This window comes from Rugamonas brunnea (assembly GCF_014042345.1).
In the GTDB taxonomy this organism is placed as follows: Bacteria; Pseudomonadota; Gammaproteobacteria; order Burkholderiales; family Burkholderiaceae_D; genus Rugamonas; species Rugamonas brunnea.
This window is the reverse complement of sequence record NZ_JACEZT010000019.1, coordinates 81,217-100,284: the sequence shown is the minus strand read 5'-3', so window position 1 is coordinate 100,284 and position 19,068 is coordinate 81,217. Positions and strand designations below refer to the sequence as shown.

Here is a 19,068-nt window from a genome sequence, read left to right as displayed (position 1 = left end):
TACTCACCCGTTCGCCACTCGCCGCCAGGTTGCCCCGCGCTGCCGTTCGACTTGCATGTGTAAGGCATGCCGCCAGCGTTCAATCTGAGCCAGGATCAAACTCTTCAGTTTAATCTCTGTTTGTTTGCGATTTCTCGCACCGCTATTGCTAGCGGGTCGCTCACTCAAAATACTGACAGGCCACTTCTTTCGAAGCGCCTATTTCATTACTTCTTGTGAACATTTGATATTTTAAGTATCGCGGAGACGAGCTCCGCGTGCACTTCCATCAAACGTCCACACTTATCGACTGTGAATTGTTAAAGAACCTTATTCGGTACTGCATGCTGCGAAGCGTTTTGTTCGTCAGCAGAGAAGCGAGATTATGCAGTGTTTCGTATAAGTCGTCAACCCCTCGTTTTTCCCGCTTAACTTGCACTTCAGATGCATCGTTTCGCGAGGGACCGAACTATAGCAAAGAGCCGGCATGGCTGGCAAGGCCGGCAGCGTAAAATAGCGGTTTCACCGATCCACACCGCTGTCATGACCATCCTGCTTACCACCCTCAACGCCCGCTACACCCACGCTTCGCTGGGCCTGCGCTACCTGCTGGCCAACATGGGGCCGTTGCAGGAACAGACAAGGCTGCAGGAGTTCGTCATCGGCGCCAAGACCACCGAGGTCGTGGAACGCATCCTGGCACACCAGCCGCGCATCGTCGGTTTCGGCATCTATATATGGAACGTCGAGGAGACGACCAAAGTGGTGGCCATGCTCAAACGCGTGGCGCCGCAGGTCGTGGTCGTACTGGGCGGACCAGAAGTCTCGCATGAACCAGGCGAACAGCAGATTGTCCAACTGGCCGACTACCTGATCACCGGTTGGGGCGACGTTACCTTCCCCAAGCTGTGCGGAGAGATCCTGCACGGCCCCAAGCCGCTGATGAAGATCCACGCCGGCGTCCAGCCGCCGATGGCCGAAATCAAGCTGCCATATTCGCTCTACAGCGACGACGACATCAAGAACCGCACCATCTACGTGGAAGCGTCACGCGGTTGCCCATTCAAGTGCGAGTTCTGCCTGTCTGCCCTGGACAAGACGGCATGGCCGTTCAACCTCGACGCCTTCCTCGCCGAGCTGGAAGGACTGCATGCGCGCGGCGCCCGCCTGTTCAAGTTCGTCGACCGCACCTTCAACCTGAACATCAAGACCAGCCTGAAGATCATGCAGTTCTTCCTCGATAAGCTGGCCGCCCATCCCGACGATCCGGTCTACGCCCACTTCGAACTGGTGCCCGACCACCTGCCCGACGCGCTCAAGGAAGGCATCAGCAAGTTCCCGCCCGGTGCGCTGCAGTTCGAAATTGGCATCCAGAGCTTCAATCCCGAGGTGCAAACCCTCGTCAGCCGCAAGCAGGACAACCAGAAGGCGGCCGACAACATCCGCTGGCTGACCACCCAATCGCACGCCCACATGCACGTGGACCTGATCGCCGGCCTGCCCGGCGAGGACGTCGCCAGCTTTGCGCGCGGCTTTAACCATTTGTGGTCGCTCCAGCCGCACGAGATCCAGTTCGGCATCCTGAAGCGGCTGCGCGGCACACCGATCATCCGCCACACGGAAGCGTATGGCCTGGTATTCGAGCCCTACGCGCCCTACACCATCCTGGCCAACAAGGACATCGACTTCCCCACCATGCAGCGCCTGGTGCGCTTCGCCCGTTACTGGGACCTGGTGGCCAACTCGGGCCGCTTCGCGCACACCTTGCCGGTGCTGCTGGGCGAATCCGCGTTTGAAAACTTCATGGCCTTCTCCGACTGGCTGTATGCGAACACGGACGCCACCCATCGCATCGCCCTCGACCGCCTCGCTGCGATGGTATCGAAGTGGCTGCAGACGCGCGGCATGAGCAAAGCGGCGGCCGACGAACTGCTGGCGAGCGACTACGCCGGCCGCAACGAATCGGGCTCCCGCCTCAAGCCGTCCGTCGCCAACACCCCCGCAGCACGGGCCGAAACGGCTGCGCCACAGCGCCAGGCGCGCCACCTGGCGGCCTGAATCGCCATGGGACCGCAGGCGACAGCGGTGGCGGTCCTGTCCAAACTCCCTTAAACTGGCGTCATGCCCTCCGTCCCAGAGCCCACCCTCACTCTCGATTCCGGCGCCGCCACAGCCGCCGGCACCTGGCAAGTCCACGCACTCACGCTGGGCGGCGCGATGCATACCCTCACCGGCCAGCTCAATTCCCTGAAGGGCAAGGCCCAGATCACATGGGACCTGACGGCCATTGACAGCATGGACCACATCGGCGCCCAGCTGCTATGGAACGCCTGGGGCAAGACCCGTCCCGCCTCGCTGCGATTGGCGCCCGGGCAGGAAGAATTCTTCAAACGGCTGGAGGCAGCCGGCAACCTGGAACTGAAAGCCCCGCGCAAGCAGCGCCTGACCTCCGTCATGGTGCTCGGCTTCGCGATGATGCAGTTTTTCGAACACCTGCGCGGCATGATCTCGCTGGTGGGCGCCGTCACGCAGGACATGGTCCGCTTCGCGCGCCATCCGCTGCGCGGCCCGTGGCGCGAAATCTCGGCCAACATCTTCCACGCCGGTCCGCAGGCGCTGGGCATCACGGCGCTGGTCGGCTTCCTGATCGGGGTGGTGCTGTCCTACCTGTCGGCCCAGCAGCTGCGCAACTTCGGCGGCGACATCTACCTGGTCAACCTGCTGGGCATGAGCATCATCCGCGAACTGGGGCCGCTGCTGGCGGCGATCCTGGTGGCTGGCCGCTCCGGCTCCTCGATCACGGCGCAACTGGGCGTGATGCGGGTGACAGAGGAACTGGACGCCATGCTGGTGATGGGCATCTCGCACGGCTTCCGCCTGATCCTGCCCAAGGTGCTCGCGCTGGCCATCTGCATGCCGCTGCTGGTGATCTGGACCGACGTGATGGCGCTGATCGGCGGCATGGTATCGGCCAACGTGGAGCTGCACCTGTCGCCGTACTATTTCATCGAAAAATTGCCGGACGCCGTGCCGCTGGCGAACTACATGATCGGCCTGGGCAAAGGCGCCGTGTTCGGCGTGCTGATTGCGCTGGTGGCCTGCCACTTCGGCCTGCGCATCAAACCCAACACGGAAAGCCTGGGGCGTGGCACCACCACCTCGGTGGTCACCGCCATCACCGTCGTGATCCTGGCCGACGCCGTGTTCGCGATCCTGTTCAACGGCGTGGGGTACTGATGGACGCGAACCTGCCAACCGCCACCTCCAACTGCGGCGCGCCCAACACGGGCGTGCTGAAACTTGATGGCAGCGTGCCCGTGGTGGAGATCACCGGCCTGTGGACCAAGTTCGGCCGCACCGTCGTGCACCAGGACTTGAACCTGGCCATACAGGCTGGCGAAATCCTGTCCATCGTGGGCGGCTCCGGCACCGGCAAGACGGTGCTGCTGCGCCAGATGCTGGGCCTGGAACACCCCGCGCGCGGCTGCGTGCGCGTGTTCGGCGAGGACATCAGCGAGGTCGATGCGGGCCAGCTGCAAAAGCTGCGCAACCACTGGGGCATGCTGTTCCAGCAGGGCGCGCTGTATTCGGCCCTGACCGTGTTCGAGAACATCGCCCAGCCCCTGCGCGAACTGCACAAGATCCCGGAAGACCTGGTGCGCGACGTGGTGCTGCTGAAGATGAACATGGTCGGGCTGGGGCCGGAACACGCGGACAAGATGCCGTCCGACCTGTCCGGCGGCATGGTCAAGCGGGTGGCGCTGGCGCGCGCGCTGGCACTGGAACCGCAGCTGCTGTTCCTAGACGAGCCGACGGCCGGCCTCGATCCAGACCTGTCGGAAAGCTTCGTCGCCCTGATCAAATCGCTGCACCGCGAACTGGGGCTGACCGTGGTGATGGTCACCCACGACCTGGACACGCTGTTCGCACTGTCGACCCGCATCGCCGTGCTGGCCGAAAAACACGTGATCGCCATCGGCCCTACGCGCGAGCTGCTGAAGATCGACCACCCATTCATCAAGGAGTTCTTCCTGGGCGACCGCGGCCGCCGCGCGCTGGAAGCGCTCGACTCGTCCCCGCCGCAGCCCAAGGCCGCGCCAGAGCAACCACTGAACCAACACTGAGCGGGACACTGCACGCGCATCGGAGCATCCATGGAAAACAGATCGCACGCACTCATGACAGGCTTCTTCACGATCACGCTGGTGATCGCGGCCGTGCTGTTCGGCCTCTGGTTCAACCGCGACCGCATCGAGCGCGTGCCCTACCAGCTGGCCACCACCCAACCCGTGCCCGGCCTGAATCCGCAGGCGCAGGTGCGCTACCGTGGCCTGCAGGTCGGCAAAGTGGCCAGCATCGGCTTCGACCCCAAGGTGACGGGCCAGATCCTCGTCACCCTGAGCATCAACCCGGATGCGCCCATCACCAAGACCACCTTCGCCACGCTGGGCTACCAGGGCGTGACGGGCATCGCTTACGTGCAGCTGGACGACGACAAGGTCGGCTCGCCGCTGCTGGGCACCAACGCCGACAATCCCACCCGCATCCCGCTGCGCCCAGGCTTCTTCGACCAGCTGGAAAAGCGGGGCAAGCAAATCCTGTCGCAAGCCGAACAGGCGGCCGACCGCCTGAACGCGCTGCTCAGCCCTGCCAACCAGCGCGTCATGCTGTCCGCCTTCAGCGACATCAGCGCCGCCGCCAAGGCATACGGCGCGCTGCCGGAACAACTGCAGCCGACCATTGAACGCCTGCCCGCGCTGGCCGACCAGGCCCACGGCGCACTGCAATCGGTGACTGCGCTGGCCAACGACGCGCGCCGCCTGACCACCAGCCTGCAGGCCCCCGACGGGCCGCTGGCGCGCATGAGCGGGACGGTGGACCGGGTCGGCCTGTCGGTGGAAGCGGTCACCAGCGGCGTCGAGATGGACGCCCTGCCGCACGTGATCTCGCTGACCGACGAATCGCGCTCGTCGATGCGGGCCTTGAAGAACACCATGAACAAGCTCAATGAACGTCCGCAAAGCCTGCTGTTTGGCGCGCCCGGCACCCCGCCCGGCCCCGGCGAAGACGGCTTCACGGCACCGGCCAAATGAGGAGCCCCGCGATGACCCACCTTTCCCGCCTGGCCGCACTGGCCGTCCCATTGCTGCTGAGCGCCTGCGCCAGCAGCGGCGGCCGCACCACCACCACCTTGTACGACTTCGGCCCGCTGCCCCAGGCCACGGCCGCAGCTGCGCCTGCGTCCGCGCCGCTGCCGGCCCTGATCGTGGCCGACGTGGACGGCCCGCCCGCGCTCGACTCCGAGCGCATGCAATACCGGCTGCTGTATGCGGACGCGCGCCAAGCCCGCCCGTACGCCTACAACCAGTGGACCAGCACGCCGCCGCAGCTGCTGACCCAGCGCATCAAGGCGCGCCTGGCGCAGGCCGGCGTCAAGGTGCTGACCTCGACCGACGTGGGCAGCGGCGCCCCCATGCTGCGGCTGGAACTGGACGACTTCGCGCAGAACTTCACCAGCGCCACCCAAAGTAACGGAGCGCTGGCCATGCGCGCCTCGCTGTTCCGCAACCACCGGCTGGTGGACCAGCGCACCTTCCAGCGCAGCAGTCCCGCGCCCAGCGCCGACGCGGCCGGCGGCGCCCATGCGCTGGCCGACGCCAGCGACGCACTGGCCGCCGACCTGCTGGCCTGGCTGGCCGCGCTGCCGCAGCAATAACGCAGCGATGGCGCGGCGATAAAGTAGCGATAACCAGGCGATGACGCGACAATGAATCGACAAGCCGATCCACCAGCATCCGATCCGAGGCTGACGCAAGCGCCGGGGCAGGCTGCTGGCCATGCGCCGGAAGCGGCGAGCGCGCCCGCCGCCACGGCCGGGCGCAGCTCGGCGCTGGCGCGCGCGGCGTTGCTGGCCTACGTGCTGCTGATCGTGTACGCCAGCTGGTATCCGTTCTCGGGCTGGCAGAACCACGGCCTGTCGCCGTTGATCTTCCTCGAACATATCGAGCTGCCCCGTTACTGGACCAAGTTCGACGCCATCACCAACGTGGTCGGCTACGTCCCGCTCGGCACCCTGATCGTGTACGCGCTGTACCCGCGCGTCACGCGGCTGGCCGCCTGGCTGCTGGCCAGCGCCAGCGGCGTACTGCTGTCCGGCCTGATGGAGGCCGTGCAGACCTATTTGCCCAGCCGCGTCTCGTCCAACCTGGACTTCTACACCAACGCGGCCGGTTGCAGCCTGGGCGCGCTGATCGGCGTGCTCACCGTGCGCCGCCTGCTGGACCAGAGCCAGTTGTACCAGTTGCGGCGGCGCTGGTTCGCGCCGCAGGCCAGCCAGGGCCTGGTGCTGCTGGCCCTGTGGCCGCTGGCGCAGATCTATCCGCAAAGCTTCCTGTTCGGCCACGGCCAGTTGCTGCCCATCCTGTCCGAATGGCTGTCCGAGCTGCTGGACACGGAGATCGACCTGGGCGCCTGGCTGCGCCCCGTGGCCACGCTGACGGTGGAACAATACTGGCTGTCCGAGACCATCATCACGGCCTGCGGCATGGTGGGCGCGGCGCTCACGCTGCTCTGCCTGCTGCGCCGGCCGGCGCCGCGCGCCACGCTGGTGGCGGCGCTGGTGGGCGCGGCCATCGTCGTCAAGGCGCTGGCCACGGCGCTGCTGTTCTCGCCCGAGAACGCCTTCGTGTGGGTCACGCCGGGCGCCGAAGGGGGCTTGCTGATCGGCGCCATCATGCTGGCCGGCCTGGCGTTCGCGCCGCACGTGGCGCAGCGCCGGCTGGCGGCCCTGACTTTGCTGCTGAGCCTGCTCATCGTCAACACCACGCCGGCCAACCCGTATTTCGTCGCCACGCTGCAAACCTGGGTGCAAGGGAAGTTCCTCAACTTCAACGGCGCGGCCCAATTCCTCTCGCTGCTGTGGCCGTTCTTCACGGTCTGGTACCTGTGGCTGCCCGCGCACGGCCAGCAGCGCCAGTGACGGCGGCCCGCATGAGGCCGCGATCGCGGGTATCATATCGGCTGCCCACCAATGCCAACTAACGCCAACCAACCCGAGATTGCCATGAGCGACGACCTGTATTACCAACGCCACGTCTTCTTCTGCGTGAACCAGCGCGACGACGGCCGCCCCTGCTGCAGCGACCACAACGCCATCGCGGCCCAGAAGCACGCCAAGAAGCGCTGCAAGGAACTGGACATCAACGGCGCCGGCAAGGTCCGCATCAACCAGGCCGGCTGCCTGGACCGCTGCGACGAAGGCCCGGTGCTGGTGGTCTATCCCGAAGGCACGTGGTACACCTACGTCGACACGGCCGACATCGATGAAATCGTCGACAGCCACCTGGTCAACGGCAAAGTGGTGGAACGTCTGAAAATCTGAACTCCCTGATTCACATGAACAAGAACTCTGAAAAATTCACGCTGCAAGGCGGCGCCGGCCTGATGGAAGGCCTGATCGACTTTCCCAAGCAGACCCCGCGCGGCATCGCCCTGGTGGCCCACCCGCACCCGCTGTACGGCGGCACCATGGACAACAAGGTGGCCCAGACCCTGGCCCGCACCTTCGTCGGCCTCGGCTATGTGGCGGCGCGGATCAACTTCCGCGGCGTGGGCGCCTCCGAAGGCGAACACGACCACGGCCACGGCGAGACCGACGACATGGCCGTGCTGCTCCAATACATGCAGCAACGCTACCCGGGCTTGCCCGTGGCCCTGTCCGGCTTCTCGTTCGGCACCTTCGTGATGGGACGCCTGCAGGAACAACTGGTGGCGGCCGGCGCCCCGGCCGAGCGGCTGGTCATGATCGGCACGGCGGCCGGCAAGTGGGACGTGGCCAAGGTCCCGGCCGACACCATCGTCATCCACGGCGAGCTGGACGAAACCATTCCCCTGAAGGATGTGTTCGACTGGGCCCGTCCGCAGGACTTGCCCGTGATCGTGATCCCCGGCGCCGACCACTTCTTCCACCGCAAGCTGCAGCACATCAAAGGCTGGGTCAGCCAGCTGTGGCACACGCGGCCGGAACAGGACACCGCGACGGCGGCTTGAAGCCCTATAATGGGCGCGCCTTTTGCAGGCCGCCCGTCCCCCAACTTAGACACCCGATACGCAACATGAAAAAATTATTCGCCGCACTGGCCACCAGTGTGTTGATGATGACCGCCGCCGTCGCCCAGACGCTGCCGCCGCCCACCATCGCCGCCAAATCGTGGCTGCTGCTGGATGCCACCAGCGGCCAGATCATCGCCTCGCAAGACCCCAACGCCCGCATCGAGCCGGCCTCGCTGACCAAGATCATGACGGCCTACCTGACCTTCGCCGCCGTCAAGGACAAGAAGCTGGACCTGAACCAGATGGTCAACGTCTCCACCCACGCGTGGAAAGTCGATTCGAGCAGCTCGAAGATGTTCATCGACCCGGCCACCCCGGTCAAGGTCAACGACCTGCTGTACGGCCTGATGGTGCAATCCGGTAACGACGCGGCCGTGGCCCTGGCCGAAGCCGTGGCCGGCGACGAGTCGGCCTTCGTGGTGATGATGAACCGCGAAGCGCAGCGCATGGGCCTGACCTCGACCCACTTCGCCAACCCGCACGGCCTGCCCAGCCCCGAGAACTACTCGACGGCGCAGGACTTGTCGGTGCTGGCCAAGCACGTGATCCAGGACTACCCCGAGTTCTACAAGATCGACTCGGTCAAGAGCTTCACCTACAACAAGATCACCCAGCAGAACCGCAACCGCCTGCTGTGGCTGGACCCGACCGTGGACGGTATGAAGACGGGCCACACCGAAGCGGCCGGCTTCTGCATGATCGCCTCGGCCCACCGTCCCAACGGCGCCAGCGAGCGCCGCCTGATCGCCGTGGTGCTGGGCACCAACTCCGACAGCGCGCGCACCCAGGAAAGCCAGAAGCTGCTGAACTGGGGCTTCCAGAACTTCGACACGGTCAAGCTGTACTCCAAGGGCCAGGCCATCGCCACCCCGGAAATCTGGAAGGGCTCCAAGGGCACCGTCAAGATCGGCTTCCCCAACGACGTGCTGGTGACCGTGCCCAAGGGCGTGGCCGGCAAGATGAAGCCGCTGCTCGAACGCAAGGACCCGCTGGTGGCCCCGCTGGCCGAGAACAGCCGCGTCGGCACGCTCAAGATGCTGGTCGACGGCAAGCCGCTGCTGGAACTGCCCGTGGTGGCGCTGGAGCCGGTGAACCAGGCTTCCATCTTCGGCCGCGCCTGGGATTCGATCCGCCTCTGGATGAAGTAATCTACCGCCATCCCGATGAACAAAAGTCCACTTCGGTGGACTTTTGTTTATTGTCTTTTGCTCTATGCGGTGCTTGCAACGGTCGAGGTCGCTAAAAGGCAAAATGTGCCACCCGGGCCTAGTAGTCGTGTAACAATACTACTTGCAAAAAGGAATGTATCCCCTATCCTCCCACGCCCGAAAGCCCGCCATGAACTACGAACCGCCCGTCGGTCTGCTGTGCCCCTCCATCGTCACCAGCAACAACGGCCCCACGCTGTCGCGCGTGGTGGCCGGCATGTGGCGCATGGGCGCCTGGAACCTGACGCCGCAACAGCGTCTGACCCTGATCAAGCGCTGCATGGCGCTGGGCGTGACCAGCTTCGACCATGCCGACATCTATGGCGACTACGGCGTCGAAGCCCTGTTCGGCGAAGCGCTGGCCTTGCAGCCGTCGCTGCGCGCGCGCATGCAACTGGTGAGCAAGTGCGGCATCAAGCTGGTGTCGCCGGCCCGGCCCGGGCACACCATCCAGCATTACGACACCAGCGCCGCCCACATCACGGCCTCGGTCGAGCAATCGCTCAAGGCGCTGGGCACGGACTACCTGGACCTGCTGCTGATCCACCGGCCCGATCCGCTGATGGATTTTGACGAGATCGCCGGCACCTTCAGCCGGCTGCGGCTGCAGGGCAAGGTGCGCCACTTCGGCGTGTCCAACTTCAGCCGCCACCAGTTCGAATGCCTGAACCGGCGCGTGCCGCTGGCCACCAACCAGGTCGAATGCTCGCCGCTGCACGTGGCGCCGCTATTCGATGACACCTTCGATGGTCTGCAGGACCAGGGCGTGCGGCCCATGGTGTGGTCACCGCTGGCCGGCGGCCGCCTGTTCAACGGCGGCGACGCGGCTGGCGAGCGCGTGCGCGCCGTGGTGCAGCGCATCGCCGACGAACTGCAACAGCCGTTCGCCAGCGTGGTGTTCGCGTGGATCATGCAACTGCCATCGCGGCCGCTGCCGCTGACGGGCAGCGGCCGCATCGACGCCATCGTCGACGCCGTGCGCGCCACCCAGTTCAGCCTGAGCCGCAGCCAGTGGTTCGAGATCCTGCGCGCCGCGCGCGGGCACGAGGTGGCCTGAGGCAAACAACAAACCGGGGTCAGGTCATACCATCAAGCAATCTGCACGCAAGTTGCTTGATGGTATGACCTGACCCCGGTTGTGAATTTCAGTCGTTGTAGACGGCCGGGGGGGCGATGCCGCGCCAGCCCAGCTTCCAGCCCAGGTTCAGCGCCAAGGTGGCGGCGATGTAAACGGCGAAGAACAGCACGAAGAACACCGTCTGCAACCACGCCAGCAAGGCCAGGTTGACCAGCAACAGCACCAGCGCCGCCTTGCTTTTCTTTTGCTTGGTGCTGGGGAAGCGGATGGTCGATACCATCAGCCCGCCGACGGCGAACAACAGCAGCGCCAGCATGACGGCCTGCAGGGTGCCGGTGGGCGGGTCGGGCCAGGCCACCACCACCGACGCCACGCAGGCCGCGCCCGCCGTGATGGGGATGCCGACGAAGTAGCGCGGATCGGTGCGGCCCACGTTGACGTTGAAGCGGGCCAGGCGCAGGGCGCCGCAGGCGACGAAGAAGAAGCTGGCCATGCCGCCCAGGCGCAGCAGCGTGGGCTGGTGCGCACCGAGCTGCACGAAGCCATAGCAGTACAGCAGCAAGCCGGGCGCGCAGCCGAAGTTCATCACGTCGGCGATGGAGTCGAGCTGCATGCCGAAGTCCGAGCTGGTGCCGGTGGCGCGCGCCACCATGCCGTCGAGCGCGTCGAACACGCCGGCCAGCACCAGCAGCACGGCGGCCAGCCGGTAATCGTGGGCGTTGCCAATGAAGGCGTTGTCGACGGAGATGACGATGCTGCCGAAGCCGCAGGCGATCGACAGCAGCGTGACGAAACTGGGCAAGGCGAACTTGGCGCGCTGCAGGCGCGGACGGTGTGGTAAGGAAGTCAAATCAGGCGTATTCCAGTAAGAGCGACGATGGAGCGCCACCGGGATGGCGGCGGACTATTTTAACCCGCCCCGCCGGCACGCGGCACGCCGGCCCGCGCACGCGATTGCGCATATCGGGTGCGGCGCGGCCGGAGTTGACTTAGAATCGATCCATAAGCGGGCTGGTCCCCAGCGGCGGCCCGGATAACGACACAGGAGCTCTCCATGCAAAGCCGTCCACGTTGGCATCTCCCGTTCGCGGTACTCAGCCTGACCCTGGCGCTGGCCGCGTGCGGCGGTGGTGGCGGCGGCAGCGCCAGCAGCAGTGGCAGCACCACCCCGCCAGCCAGCGGCGCCAACCTGCAGGCCGAACCCGGCGCGCCGGGACTCACTGGCGACGCGGCGCTCGATGGCTTCAACTGGATCAATTTCCGCCGCGCCCAACTTGGCGTGGCCGTCCTGTCGCGCAACAGCATGCTCACGACGGCGGCCCAGGGCCACGCCGACTACCAGCGCATCAACAACACGGTCACCCATATCCAGACGCCCGGTCTGCCCGGCTTCACCGGCGCCACGCTGGCCGACCGGCTGGCCAACGCCGGCTACGTGCTGGTGCGGCCCTATGCCTATGGCGAGATCATCTCCGCCACCAACAGCACCTCCGGCTTCGTGCTGGCCGAGGAACTGGTGACGGCCATCTACCACCGCTTCGTCATGTTCGAACCGGTGTTCAAGGAAATGGGCACCGGCGCCGCGCTCGGGTCGGGCGGCTATTCCTACTTCACGTGCGACATGGCGGCCAACAATGGCTATGGTCTCGGTCTCGGTGGCGGGCGCGCGGTGGGCTACCCGGTCAATGGCCAGACCAACGTGCCGACCAGCTTCCTGAGCAATAACGAGACGCCGGACCCCGTGCCCGACCTGAACGAGGTGGGCTACCCGATCAGCATGCATGCCGATATCACGACCACGATGACGGTGCAGAGCTTCACCGTGCGTCCTCACGGCGGCGCGCCGCTGGCCACCCGCCTGCTGAGCCATGCGACGGATACCGAAACCCCCACGTCGGCCGCCGCCATCGTGCCGCTGGCCGTCCTGCAATCGGGCACCACCTATGACGTGGCGTTCAGCGGCGCCGTGGATGGCGTGCCCCTGTCGCGCAGCTGGTCGTTCACCACGCGCTAGCGCATCGATGAACATCCCCGGCGTAGCAGGTTTGTTACTCTCCTCGCGCGATACGGCCAGCCTGTGCGTGAGTGACGGGCTGGATCGGGTGATGGGCGACCGCGCGCTTTACCTGCAATTGCTGCACCGCTTCCGCGATGATTACTGTGGTCTGGGCCTGCAATTGCGCCTGGCGCTGGCCGGCAATAGCCTGGCCACGCTGCGGCCCCGCGTGCACATGCTGCGCGGCGCGGCCGGCATGATAGGCGCACGCGCCGTGTGCCAGCTGGCTGCCGCGCTGGAGCCGGCCTGCCACCTGCCGGCGGCGGCCTGCACGGAAACCGTGCTGCTACTGGATGAGGCCTTGTGCGCGCTGCTGGCGAGCATCGAGACCCTGTTGGACACTGAAGCGCTGACGGCATCGGCCGGAGCCGGGGCCGGGGCCGAAGTCGAAGCCGCAGCCGGGGCCGAAGCTAGGGCTGGAGTCAGGGTCGGAGTCGGGGCCAAGGACGGGGCTGCGCCGGCGCCGACCTTGGCTGGCATGCCGAATGATCCGACCGGGCCGGTGGCCAATGACGCCGTGCTGGCGCGGCTGGCCAGCCTGCTCGACATCGGGGATGGCGCCGCGCTCGACGTGCTGGAACAATCAGCGTCGTCGCTGGCGGCGCGGCTGGGTGTTGAACGCTACCAGCGGGTGGCGGCAGCCGCCCACCAGTTCGACTTCGAAGCGGCACTGGCGGCGCTCGCGCCGCACCTCTAGTGCCGGCATGCCCAAGCCGGGCGACTCAGCGCGTATATTCCTTTTCTTCGTCGAAGGCGTCGGCGCATTCCTTGCCGCAGAAGCGGCGCACGCTGTCGAGCGGCTTGTCGCAATACCAGCAGGCACCCTTGGGCGGCAACAACTGGCGCGCCCGCGCGGCGGGGGAAAGCGTGGGTGGCGGGCGCTCGGCCCCGTCATCTGGCACGCTGTCTGGTTTCGGTTCCAAGGCTCCCTCCTTTCGCGGCAGTACACAGGTCTACCAGCAGGTTACGTCAGCGGACGTCGGCGGGCATGATCATGCGCAAACAGCCCCGCGTTGTGACCTATCATAACAGCTTCCAGGCCACCACCTGATCCGGCGAATCGGTAAAAATCCGACGCCGCGCACAGTGCGCAGCCCCTGCACAAACGGGCCGCACCGGGGATTTCGGCAGGAAAATATTTTTCAATGGAAATGGCGTCGCCGATAGCACCGGGGCAGTGCGCCAGCCGCGCCGGCCTCACTTGCGCCCGGCCAGCACCACCTGGTTGCGGCCCTGCTCCTTGGCCCGGTACATGGCCTTGTCGGCCATGCGCAGGAACAGCTCCGGCGTTTGCAGTTCGTCCGGCACCTGCACCGCCACCCCCACGCTGATGCTGACCCAGCCAATGGGCGACAGCGCGTGCGGCAGGTGCAGCGACTCCAGCGCCTGCCGCACCTGCTCGGCCAGCGCCAGCGCCGCGTCGACGTCGGTGTCGGCCGCCAGCATCACGAATTCCTCGCCGCCGTAGCGGGCCGCCAGGTCGCTGGCGCGGCGCGCGTGCGTCTGCAACAGCGCGGCCACCTTGCGCAGGCAACTGTCGCCCTCCTGGTGGCCGTAGTGGTCGTTGTAGCTCTTGAAGAAATCGACGTCGATCATCAGCAGCGCCAGCGGATGGGAACAGCGGGCTGCCCGGTGCAGCTCCAAGGCCAGCATGTCGTCGAAGCGGCGCCGGTTGGCGATGCCCGTCAGCGGGTCCGTCATGGTGAGGGCCGCCAGCTTGAGGTTGGCCTGCTCCAGGTCGCGCGTGCGCTCGGCCACCCGGCTTTCGAGCTGCTCGTGCGTCTGGCTGATGTTAGCCGCCATCTCATTGAATTTTTGCGACAGCAGCGCCAGTTCGTCGCGGCCCTCATACTCCACGCGCTGGCCATAGTCGCCGGTACGGGTGGCGCGCATGGCGCCGGCCAGCCGCTCCAGCGGCATAGAGATACTGCGCGCCACCACGTAGGCCAGCACCAGCGCGCCGCAGAAGCAGATCAGGCCGATCAGCACGATCTCCTTGCGCACCGCCTGCGCTTCGGCCAGCAGCAACTGGTTGGGCAGCGTGCTGACCACGTACCAGCTGGTGTTGGGCACCTGGGTGTAGACGGCGAAGTAACCGGCCGGCGGATGGCCTTCCGCCACCGTCCGCTGGTAGGCCAGGAAGCCGCTTTGCTCGCTGCCGCGCAGGCTGGCGGCCAGTTGTTCCAGCAGGGCCGGCGCGGCCGACACCGCGGCAGCCGGTTCGCGCCGCTGTACCAGCACGGTGCCGTCGCGCGCGTCGACGATGAAGATGTCGCTGCCCGCACCCAGGCTGGCGTTGTCGAAGATGGCGGCGAAGCGGGCCGCCCGCACGCCCAGCAACAGGCCGCCCATCAAACGGTTTTCGTTCTTGGAGTAGATCTGGCGCACCATGGCGATGCTCTTCTGTCCATCCCACAGCTCCAGCGCACCCCACACCACGCGGCGCTGGCTGGCCCGGGCAGCCGCGCTGAATTCCACCACGCCGCGCCCCAGTTGCGCGAACACTTGCGGATCGAGCACGTGGTTGTCGCGGTCCAGGAAATACTTCTGGCCGAAATCCTGGAACGAGCCGTAGCTGTCGAGCAGGATCTTGGTCAGGGCCGCGCGCGCCCGGCCCTTGTCCTCGGGATTGTCGAGCGCATAGCGGGCCAGCGCGTACTGCACGGGATCGGACAGCACCAGCGTCTCGCTGTCCGACTCGATCTCGGCCATGCGCAGCTGCACGTTCTTGGCGATCTGCTTGACCACTTCCGTGGTGAACAGCCGGGTCTTCTGCTCGATCGCCTTACTCGACTCGGCATACGAAATGTAGCCCGACACCAGCAACGGCGTCAGCGAGATCAGGATGAACGAGGCCAGCAGCCGGTAGCGGATGGCGATCTTGCGCAGCAGCGCGGGCAGGTACAGGGCGATCAGGCGTCGCATGCCGCGTTCCCGGTGGTGAGATCAGTGCGCGCCGCCGCGCGCTTCGGCGCGCAGCGAGCGGTCGAGCTGACGGGCCGCGTCGCGCGGCGAGGTCTTGCCGGCCAGGACGTCCTGCAGCAGCGGGTGCAACTGCTCGATGGTCGACGCGGGCAGGAACACGTAATACGGCGGCACCACCTGCGGATAGGCGCTCACCTCGCGGATATAGGCGGTGATCTGGGGATCGGTCACCATCCGGCCCGGCAACTGCTTCATGGGCGGGATGTTGCGGCGCGCGTTCTGCTGGATCACAAAACCCTTGCCGACCAGGTAATCGAGCAACTGCATGGCCGCCGCGCGATGGCGGGTATTGCAGACGGCGAATCCGGTCTCGCTGCCGACCACGGGCACGGCCAGCTTGCCGGGCGCATTCCAGGGCGGGATGAACACGCCCACCTCATCGCGCTTGCCCACCATCAGCCGGCCCGCCGCCCACGTACCCTCGAACGCCATGGCTGCGCGCCCGGCCGTGAACAGGCGGATACCTTCGTCGTAGCCGGTGTTCAGATAGTCGGGCTGCACATAGCCGCGCGCGGCCAGCAGCTTGATGCGGCCGAAGATGTCGGCGCCGGCGGCCGTGTCCAGATCCAGGCTGCCGTTGGCCAGCGCCGCGCGCCAGTCCGGCCGGTTGGCCGCCACAAGGTTGGCGAAGCCATGGCTGAACGGGCCGTTGCCCAGCATGTTGGGGAAACCGCCGTCGAGCACCAGCGGCGTGTAGCCGGCTTTCTTCAACTGCGCGCACACGGCCAGGAATTCCTCGAAGTTCTGCGGCAGGCGGCTGATGCCGGCGTCGCGGAACATGGTCTTGTTGTAGTAGATGACGGTGGCGGCCACGCCGCCGGCCACGCCAAAGTGCTTGCCGCCGGCGCTGGTCCAGTCGGGCTTGAGCAGGTCCAGCATGTTGCTCCAAGCGGCCGTCTGGCCCACTTCGGCCAGCACGCCCTGTTCGGCCAGGCTGGCCGCGTAGGCATTGGGGTTGATCGAGATCAGGTCGGGCAACTGGTTGGCCGCCACCTTGGGCTTGAGGTTTTCCTCGACCGAATTGCCGATCATGAATTGCACATCAACCCGGATATCGGGATGCTCGCGGCTGAAGGCGGCCGCCACGTCATGCATCTCCTTGGGCCAGTCGGGGGCCCAGACCAGGGCCGTGATGGTGGTGGGGGCCGCGCCGGCCGTCGCGGACGGCGCCGATACCTGGCTGTCATCGCTGCAGCCGGCCAGCGCCAGCAACAGCAATAGCGGGGCGAGCAGCCCCGTCCAGCGCGATGGTGTCGATCGTTCCCTCATCCGTGCTACCCCAGCGTGGGGCCGACTCTCCACCCCGTGCCAGGGGATCATTACGGTCAGCCCACTTTAATTTCCATTGAGACACATCCCATAATGTTGAGGTTACTACAAAGCCGGAAGTGTTGGAGTTTCAGGTATCAAAAAAGCCAAGAAACAACGTATTGCAACATGGGACCGGACAGGGCGACACAAGTTCCGGCCACGGCGGCCGGGACAAGGGCCGCCGTGCCGGCACCATCCTCAGCCACCCGGCTTGATGGACGCCACGTACAGGGACAGGCAAACGATATCGTCCTTGCTCAACGCATGGGCCACCGTCTTCATGACAGCCCCCTCCGGACGCTGGTCCGTGCGCTGGAATACCGCCAGCTGCTTCGAGACATAGTCGGCGTGCTGGCCGGCCAGGCGCGGGAACGCGCCCATGCCCTCCCCGTGCGCGCCGTGGCACGATGCGCAGGCCGGCACGCCGTTAGCGCTGACGCCGTTGGCGAAAATGGCCTGGCCGCGCTGCTCGAGCGCGGCGTTGCTGGAATGCCCGCCGGGCGCCGGTTGTTGGGCGTAGTACGTGCCCAGGTCGGCGATCTGCTGGTCGGTCAACCTGGCGCTGATGCCCCACATGTATTCAAAGCCGGCGGGATCGGCGCGGCCATGGCTGCGGAACGCTCGCAACTGTCCCTCCAGGTAGGCCGGCGATTGCGCCGCCAGGTGGGGGAAATTGGGCGAGGTCGACACGCCGTGCATGCCGTGGCAATTCGAGCAGACCTGGGTGGCGATGGTACGGGCCGAGACGGTGGTATCGCTCAGCGAACGCGACCGTTCCACCGACGAGCAGGCGGTCAGGCTGGCGACAGCGCCGGCGGCCAGCATCCATGCCAGCGTGGCGCCCGCAACCGGGCGCAAGGACGAGAAGGCGGTCATCAGTATGCTCCCCACAAGTAGACGAACAGGGTGTTGTTGCCACTCGGATTACGCCCCGCGCCGTCATAGTTCGCGGTGGCCCCATGGAAACGGTTGAAGTGGTAATACTGCGCGCCCACGCGCACATATTGCACCGGTGTCCAGAACACCTCAGGCACCCAGCCGCGCGTATCGGGGTTGCTGGCGGCGTCCGGATACAGCGTCGTGTCGGAGCTGCCCGTGGTGCTGAAGTAGCTCAGGCTGCCGCCGTAGCGCGCCCGGTACACATAGCTGCCCTTGACTTTCAATTGCTTGAGCGTGTTCCCCGGGTTGGCCGCAATGCCGGCCACGTCGCCGTTGTCGATCGATTCCGCGATATAGCTCAGTTGCACCGTGGCGGCATGGGGATCGAGCAGGTATTGGTACTGGGCGTCGATGCCGCGGTCGCGATAATGGATGGTGGGGCCGGACGGGTCCAGATTGTCCGGATAGATGTTGGCATGCATCGCCATCACCCCGACCATGGCGCTATGCGGCCCCCAGTCGTGGCTGAGCGCGAGGCGCAGGTAAGGATTGGTGCCCTGCAGCTTGACCTGGTCGGCATCCTTGGTCCCCTGGCTGAGGAAGGACCACATCCGGTTGGCGGTCTGATAGCCCGCCAGTTCGGCGTAGAAGGTCTGGTTCCAGAACGCGTAGCCGGCGATACCCGCAGCCTGCGCGCCCAACTGGGACACGATGGGGGCGGCATCGGGGCCGGTCACGCCAAATTGGGTGGGAACATATTGCATCCACGCCGGCGCGCTGTTCCAGGGATCGGCCAGGGATGGATTATTGTTGATCGTCAGGCCCAGGATCAAGTCACGGTTGTCATCGATCAAGCGGTCGGCATAACGCACCTCGATGTTGTCCGAACCCCATTTGCCTTGCCACTTATTGCTGTCGGGATTCTGGTTGTCGTAGTTGTTATAGGTCGCCTGCGCGAACACGCCGACGTTCTCGGTGACCTTGCCGGCGACGAATACGCTGCCGGTCTGGAACAGCGCGGCGGCATCCTTGGCGAACGCCGCGTCATCGGTCGGCGAGGAACTCTTGGTGTAGCTGAACACCCCCATGGCCGACAAGGGAACCGCCCTGCTGCCGATGGTGTAACCGGTCATCTTGAACAGCCGGCCATAACTGGTCAGTTCCGGGAACTGGCCGCCGGCGTGGCAGGCCACGCAGTTCTGCCCGGTCTGACGGGCAAAAGCGGGCAAAGCTTGCGCGCTGTGCGAACCGCACAATAGCGGGATCAACAGGAGTGCCGCCCGATAGCGGCACCGCAGGTTGCGTATGGAAAAAAGGCTGGCGATGTTCACGTGGTTTCTCCAGGATGTGGATACGAACGGGGGCTGCCCGGCAGGAATTACGTCCTGGCCCGGGCAGGAACGGCACACCATACAAGCGACGCAGAAAAAATTGCGCGCATGCAAGAACTATCTGAATGA

The 19,068-nt window shown here is 65.8% G+C and carries 18 protein-coding genes and 1 rRNA gene; 12 read left to right on the top strand and 7 right to left on the bottom strand.

Annotated features, from left to right (window positions below; all coding sequences use genetic code 11):
- Positions 1-111: ribosomal RNA gene (locus H3H37_RS22455) — 16S ribosomal RNA — on the bottom strand; the annotation flags it as partial.
- Between the two features lie 411 nt (positions 112-522).
- Between H3H37_RS22455 and H3H37_RS22450 the strand changes: the two genes are divergently transcribed.
- From H3H37_RS22450 to H3H37_RS22405, 10 genes are all read left to right on the top strand, one after another.
- Positions 523-2,037 (top strand): B12-binding domain-containing radical SAM protein, encoded by a 1,515-nt coding sequence (locus H3H37_RS22450; protein ID WP_182166707.1) that lies wholly within the window; start codon positions 523-525, stop codon positions 2,035-2,037.
- A gap of 63 nt (positions 2,038-2,100) precedes the next feature.
- Complete coding sequence (locus H3H37_RS22445) at positions 2,101-3,216, top strand: MlaE family ABC transporter permease (RefSeq protein ID WP_182166705.1); 1,116 nt, start codon at positions 2,101-2,103, stop codon at positions 3,214-3,216.
- The gene (locus H3H37_RS22440) at positions 3,216-4,103 is read left to right on the top strand and encodes an ABC transporter ATP-binding protein (protein WP_182166703.1); all 888 of its coding nucleotides are present in this window, start codon (positions 3,216-3,218) and stop codon (positions 4,101-4,103) included. Before H3H37_RS22445 ends, H3H37_RS22440 begins: the two co-directional genes overlap by 1 nt.
- A gap of 30 nt (positions 4,104-4,133) precedes the next feature.
- Entirely contained in the window at positions 4,134-5,072 is a 939-nt protein-coding gene (locus H3H37_RS22435) for an MlaD family protein (protein WP_182166701.1), read from the top strand.
- Positions 5,073-5,083: 11 nt separating this feature from the next.
- Positions 5,084-5,695: an ABC-type transport auxiliary lipoprotein family protein gene (locus tag H3H37_RS22430; protein WP_182166699.1), complete on the top strand. Its 612-nt coding sequence runs from the start codon at positions 5,084-5,086 to the stop codon at positions 5,693-5,695.
- A 51-nt stretch (positions 5,696-5,746) separates the two neighbouring features.
- On the top strand, positions 5,747-6,958 hold the full coding sequence (locus tag H3H37_RS22425) for a VanZ family protein (RefSeq protein ID WP_182166697.1): 1,212 nt from the start codon (positions 5,747-5,749) through the stop codon (positions 6,956-6,958).
- A gap of 84 nt (positions 6,959-7,042) precedes the next feature.
- Positions 7,043-7,360 (top strand): (2Fe-2S) ferredoxin domain-containing protein, encoded by a 318-nt coding sequence (locus tag H3H37_RS22420; RefSeq protein ID WP_182151911.1) that lies wholly within the window; start codon positions 7,043-7,045, stop codon positions 7,358-7,360.
- Between the two features lie 14 nt (positions 7,361-7,374).
- Entirely contained in the window at positions 7,375-8,028 is a 654-nt protein-coding gene (locus H3H37_RS22415) for an alpha/beta hydrolase (protein WP_182166695.1), read from the top strand.
- 65 nt (positions 8,029-8,093) lie between these two features.
- On the top strand, positions 8,094-9,239 hold the full coding sequence (locus H3H37_RS22410; protein ID WP_182166693.1) for a D-alanyl-D-alanine carboxypeptidase family protein: 1,146 nt from the start codon (positions 8,094-8,096) through the stop codon (positions 9,237-9,239).
- Positions 9,240-9,429: 190 nt separating this feature from the next.
- A complete protein-coding gene (locus tag H3H37_RS22405; protein ID WP_182166691.1) occupies positions 9,430-10,356 on the top strand; it encodes an aldo/keto reductase in 927 nt (308 codons plus the stop codon).
- Positions 10,357-10,444: 88 nt separating this feature from the next.
- On the opposite strand, the gene pssA is transcribed toward H3H37_RS22405, so the two are convergent.
- The gene (gene pssA / locus H3H37_RS22400; RefSeq protein ID WP_182166728.1) at positions 10,445-11,200 is read right to left on the bottom strand and encodes a CDP-diacylglycerol--serine O-phosphatidyltransferase; all 756 of its coding nucleotides are present in this window, start codon (positions 11,198-11,200) and stop codon (positions 10,445-10,447) included.
- Between the two features lie 231 nt (positions 11,201-11,431).
- On the opposite strand from pssA, the gene H3H37_RS22395 reads away from it, so the two are divergent.
- Together H3H37_RS22395 and H3H37_RS22390 are read left to right on the top strand one after the other, a co-directional pair.
- Positions 11,432-12,391 carry a CAP domain-containing protein gene (locus H3H37_RS22395; RefSeq protein WP_182166689.1) on the top strand — a complete coding sequence of 320 codons (960 nt, stop codon included), beginning with the start codon at positions 11,432-11,434 and terminating at the stop codon, positions 12,389-12,391.
- A 31-nt stretch (positions 12,392-12,422) separates the two neighbouring features.
- Positions 12,423-13,130: an Hpt domain-containing protein gene (locus H3H37_RS22390; protein WP_229218980.1), complete on the top strand. Its 708-nt coding sequence runs from the start codon at positions 12,423-12,425 to the stop codon at positions 13,128-13,130.
- A 25-nt stretch (positions 13,131-13,155) separates the two neighbouring features.
- Here H3H37_RS22390 and H3H37_RS22385 read toward each other — a convergent pair whose 3' ends face one another.
- From H3H37_RS22385 to H3H37_RS22365, 5 genes are all read right to left on the bottom strand, one after another.
- Complete coding sequence (locus tag H3H37_RS22385) at positions 13,156-13,356, bottom strand: hypothetical protein (RefSeq protein ID WP_182166687.1); 201 nt, start codon at positions 13,354-13,356, stop codon at positions 13,156-13,158.
- A gap of 274 nt (positions 13,357-13,630) precedes the next feature.
- Entirely contained in the window at positions 13,631-15,358 is a 1,728-nt protein-coding gene (locus H3H37_RS22380; protein WP_182166685.1) for a GGDEF domain-containing protein, read from the bottom strand.
- 21 nt (positions 15,359-15,379) lie between these two features.
- On the bottom strand, positions 15,380-16,687 hold the full coding sequence (locus H3H37_RS22375; protein WP_182166683.1) for an ABC transporter substrate-binding protein: 1,308 nt from the start codon (positions 16,685-16,687) through the stop codon (positions 15,380-15,382).
- Between the two features lie 240 nt (positions 16,688-16,927).
- Positions 16,928-17,605, bottom strand: coding sequence for a c-type cytochrome (locus tag H3H37_RS22370; RefSeq protein WP_229218979.1), 678 nt, complete (start codon positions 17,603-17,605; stop codon positions 16,928-16,930).
- The gene (locus H3H37_RS22365; RefSeq protein WP_311197576.1) at positions 17,605-18,801 is read right to left on the bottom strand and encodes a cytochrome C; all 1,197 of its coding nucleotides are present in this window, start codon (positions 18,799-18,801) and stop codon (positions 17,605-17,607) included. Before H3H37_RS22365 ends, H3H37_RS22370 begins: the two co-directional genes overlap by 1 nt.
- Positions 18,802-19,068: the final 267 nt, after the last annotated feature.